Origin of the sequence: Ruegeria aquimaris (assembly GCF_025751555.1) — a bacterium.
GTDB classification, from domain to species: domain Bacteria; phylum Pseudomonadota; class Alphaproteobacteria; order Rhodobacterales; family Rhodobacteraceae; genus Ruegeria_B; species Ruegeria_B aquimaris.
In genome coordinates this window covers 1-3,662 of record NZ_JAOWLB010000053.1, presented here as the reverse complement: position 1 = coordinate 3,662, position 3,662 = coordinate 1, and the positions used below count along the sequence as shown (strand labels likewise).

General features: G+C 62.0%; 4 protein-coding genes and 1 pseudogene. 2 read left to right on the top strand and 3 right to left on the bottom strand.

Going from position 1 to position 3,662, the window contains the following annotated elements:
* Positions 1-186: IS66 family insertion sequence element accessory protein TnpB (gene tnpB / locus OE747_RS24490; protein WP_263831046.1), on the top strand; the 186-nt coding region annotated here is incomplete at its 5' end.
* A gap of 62 nt (positions 187-248) precedes the next feature.
* Entirely contained in the window at positions 249-1,841 is a 1,593-nt protein-coding gene (gene tnpC, locus OE747_RS24485) for an IS66 family transposase (protein WP_263831045.1), read from the top strand.
* Here the strand turns inward: tnpC and OE747_RS24480 are convergent.
* From OE747_RS24480 to OE747_RS24470, 3 genes and pseudogenes are all read right to left on the bottom strand, one after another.
* Positions 1,838-2,479: an efflux RND transporter permease subunit gene (locus OE747_RS24480; protein WP_263831044.1), complete on the bottom strand. Its 642-nt coding sequence runs from the start codon at positions 2,477-2,479 to the stop codon at positions 1,838-1,840. The two genes, tnpC and OE747_RS24480, sit on opposite strands and share 4 nt — an antisense overlap.
* Before the next feature lie 118 nt (positions 2,480-2,597).
* Positions 2,598-3,336: pseudogene (locus OE747_RS24475) on the bottom strand (integrase core domain-containing protein).
* A gap of 74 nt (positions 3,337-3,410) precedes the next feature.
* On the bottom strand, positions 3,411-3,662 hold a 252-nt coding region (locus OE747_RS24470), incomplete at its 5' end, for a hypothetical protein (protein ID WP_263831043.1).

The window sequence follows — 3,662 nt, the reverse complement described above, 5'->3', positions numbered from 1 at the left end:
AAGCTGCTTTACTGGGATGGCCAGGGCTTCTGCCTCTACTACAAGGTCCTCGAGCGCGGGCGCTTTCCCTGGCCAAACACCGAAGCTGGGGTCGCGCGACTGACTTCGGCGCAGCTGGCGATGCTCTGGGAAGGGATCGACTGGCGGCGCCCGGATTGGGGCGCGCCGCCTGCTCGGGTGGGATAGATTATCCGTTTGAATCTCCTTGTTTTATTAGCCACATCCACCTGTGCGTGGTATCAGTCGCCATGTCCGATGATGCCGCCATTCTCTCTGACGACCCCGCTATCCTGAAGGCGATGATCGCCGCGCTTCAGGCAGAGAATGCGCGTATGTCGGCCACGCTCCAGGCCCATGAGCAGCTGGTCCAGGCCCTTCGCCTGCGGATCGCCAAGTTGCAGAAGCAGGCCTTCGGCAAGTCCTCGGAAAAGATCGAGCGCGAGATTGCCCAGTTGGAACTGGCGCTGGAGGATCTGCTGGTTGCGGTTGCCGAGCAGCGTGACGGGTCAACCGAGGAAGAGGAGCCTGCGGCGACCGATACTCCCATCGCCGAGGCCAAGCCGCGTCGCAGGCCGCGCGTCTCAGACGCGACACCTCGTGAACGCCGCGAGCTCGACCCTGGTACCTGTTGCCCAGATTGCGGAGGTGATCTGCGGGTGGTGGGCGAGGACGTCAGCGAGCTTCTCGACCTGGTCGCCGCGCAGATGAAGGTGATCCAGATCGCGCGGATCAAGAGGTCCTGCCGCCGGTGTGAGAAGATGGTCCAGCCCTCGGCCCCGAGCCGTCCGATCCCCGGCAGCATGGCCGGTCCGGGGCTGCTGGCCCAGATCCTCGTCTTAAAGTTCGACGATCACATCCCCCTATATCGCCAGAACGAGATCTACGCCCGCATGGGGGCCGATATCCCGGACAGTACGCTGTTGGACTGGTGCGGGCGCGCCTTGAAGGTGCTCGCCCCCGTCATCGAGCGGGTCGAGTCCGAGATCATGGCGGCACCGATCCTCCACGCCGACGACACACCGATCCGCGTCCTCGACCGATCCCGCCGGGATCGTGGCCTCGGCAAGGGCGTCAAGCAGGGGCGGGTCTGGGCCTATGTCTCTGACCAGCGACCCTGGGCCGGTGCCGCACCACCCGGCGTCGTCTACCGCTTCTCCCCGGATCGGAAGGGGGAGCATCCTCAGAGCCATTTGCAAAATAGTGGCGGCATCCTACAGGCGGACGCCTACGCCGGCTTCAACCCGCTCTACGCACCGCGCCCGGATGGCCGCTGCCAGTTCCGCGAGGCGGCGTGCTGGGTGCATTTGCGTCGCGACTTCCATGATGTCTGGGACAGCACGAAGTCCGAGATCGCGCGAGAGGCCCTCGACCGGATCGGCAAGCTTTACGATGTCGAGCGCGAGATTGCCGGCCAGCCGACGGCACTGCGCCAGGCTGCGCGTCGGCAGCATTCCCGCCCCATGGTGGATGCCTTCAAGACCTGGGCCGAGGCCCAGCTGTTGCGCATTCCGGGCAAAAGCGATCTCGCCAAGGCCTTCCGCTACGGTCTCAGCCGTTGGCCATCCTTCGAGCTGTTCCTCCAAGACGGCCGCGTCGGCATCGACAACAACCCGGCCGAGCGCGCCATGCGCCCGATTGGCATCGGACGTAGGAACTGGCTATTCGCGGGATCGGATAGCGGTGGCGAAACCCTGGCTCGAGCGATGACGCTCATCGAAACGGCCAAGATGAATGGCCTCGATCCACAAGCCTGGCTGGCCGACATCCTCAACCGTATCCACGACCACAAGATCAACCGGCTCGACGAGCTGCTTCCATGGCAATGGACGCCGTCGCACTAATCCGCGGCAGCAATCGGGCGGTTACACTGATAATAGCCTACCAACAAAAGAAAGACGAACACCATCGCCAGCCCCATGACCATGCCCATGTCGCGATAAGTATCCAGCATCAGGCGGATTTCGCCGTTCCACAGCAGTTGGTATGTTCCAACAGTTTCCGGGGCGGTGCTGGCCAGCGAGAGATTTCGGGTTTCCAGCAAAGTGCCGTTGCCGATCTCCATTCCGTCCAGCTTGGCGTCCAGATCGGCGATTGCGTAAATCTGCGAAGTGCGTGCAAGTTCGCCGCCCACAAAGGTCACGCGTTCATTGTCCTTGTGCAAAATCGGCCGGTCACGCAGCCCCGGCACAACGTTCACAAGTTCGGCCAGAGCGATCCGCTGACCGGCAGTATTTTCGACAATAATCTTCTCCAGGTGCTCGGGGTCGGGCTGTTGGCTGTAGGGCACCCGCACCCGGATCGGGACGGTGTTCCTTTCGTCGTCCGGGTGAATGCGGCCGATGATCTCGCCATCGTAAAGCGGCCGCAGAACCGAAGCTATCTGTGCATTGCTGACCCCGGACAGTGCCGCCTTTTCCTGATCCACGATGATTTTGTATTCGACCACGTCGACGGGTTCGCTGGTGCTGATGTCGACCATGTCATATGTTTCTTCTGACCTGCCCCCCGCGAAATCCCTCACCGTGATGTAGAGTCTGCGCCACCCTGATGTGCTACCCAACGCGTCCTCGGCCGTTGTCAGAGTTTCCGCCCTTCGATCAGGTGCACGGGCTGGTGTCGTGCGCCAATTTCATCAGTTCCGCCGGGGCCTTGTTCCCGATGGCACCGTGGGGTCGTTCCTCGTTGTAGTCTCTACGCCAAGCCTCCATCTTTTCGGCCGCGTCGGCAAGGCTCATGAACCAGTGACTGTTCAGACATTCTGCCCGGAACCTGCCATTGAACGCTTCGATGAAGGCGTTGTCCGTCGGTTTCCAGGTCGGGAGAAGTCCAGCGTGACGCCACGCTGATATGCCCAGAGGTCCATGTCGCGCGAGATAAACTCGCTGCCCTGGTCGACCCGGATCGTCGCCGGATAGCCTACGTGGCGGCAGATCCGCTCGAGCGTTGTTACCACATCCTCGCCGCGGTAGCTGAACCTGGGATCGAACCGGATCACCGCGCAGGCCCGGCGGATCGACACCTGCCAATCCAACCGCATCTCATCGACCAGCGTCCTCTTCCGGGCAGGCCTCAGAGCTTTCGCTTGATAACGTCTTGCAGCATCTCCTTGTCCAGAGACAGGTCTGCCACGATCTTCTTCAGTCGCGCATTCTCCTGCTCCAGTTCCCTGAGCCGCTTCATCTCCGACGGCATTAGCCCGGCGTACTTCTTCTTCCAACTGAAGAACGTCGCCGAGCTGATCCCGGCCTTCCTGCAGACCTCCGCAACCGTCGCGCCGTCCTCCGCCTGCTTGATGATGAACGCCTTCTGTGCGTCCGTGAACTTCGATGCTTTCATGCGTTTCCGCTCCTCTCCCAGCCGGGGGATTCTATGCGGAAAACTCTAACCACAATCGAGGACGTTTCCGGGGATCACATCACTTCAAAAATACTGGCCGCCCGGTCCGACAAGTCCCGCAGAACCTCCAGGTCCTTGCCGTAAATCTCGGCCAGCACCGTGGACCGCATGGCCGGCCCGGGTGGGTCTTCGACCATTTGGACGGTCGTGCCGGGGAACTTGGCGGCGATGGCCACCACTTCGGGGCGCAACTGCTGCGCTTGATCGGCAAACGCCGGACGACGCATACTGGGCAGGCTTGGAACAACGACACGCAGCATGAAACC

Coding starts and splice junctions, on each gene's coding strand:
- OE747_RS24480 (WP_263831044.1), bottom strand. CDS start 2,479: ATGGTCGACATCAGCACCAGCGAACCCGTCGACGTGGTCGAATACAAA.
- tnpC (WP_263831045.1), top strand. CDS start 249: ATGTCCGATGATGCCGCCATTCTCTCTGACGACCCCGCTATCCTGAAG.